This is a genomic window from Bacillus sp. SIMBA_008, assembly GCF_046535495.1.
GTDB lineage: Bacteria > Bacillota > Bacilli > Bacillales > Bacillaceae > Bacillus > Bacillus subtilis.
On the sequence record NZ_JAWRWL010000238.1, the window covers coordinates 1 to 302 of the forward strand.

The following is a 302-nucleotide window of genomic DNA, read 5'->3' on the forward strand; positions in this document are numbered from 1 at the left end:
GTGCTGGCAGATGATCATCAGCTGGTCGGCGAAGGAGTGGCTGCGCTTCTGCGGGCGAGTGGCTGGCAGGTGCAGCTGGTCCACGATGGAGAGGCGGCCATGTGCGAATGTCGCACGCTGAAGTACCAGGTCGCGATCGTAGATGTGGCCATGCCCCGCATGGATGGATTTGAACTACTTCATGCAGTCCGTGCGGAAAGGATCGACATCCCGTTCGTCTTCTTGTCCATGCACTCGGATCCGATAGTGATACGCCGCGCGATGGAGAATGGCGCACTCGGGTATGTCAGCAAATCGATGGC

General features: G+C 58.9%; 1 protein-coding gene. It reads left to right on the forward strand.

What is annotated here, in order from left to right; all coding sequences use genetic code 11:
• Positions 1-302 (forward strand): response regulator (locus SB658_RS23000; protein WP_410602571.1); only part of this gene is annotated, 302 nt, incomplete at both ends.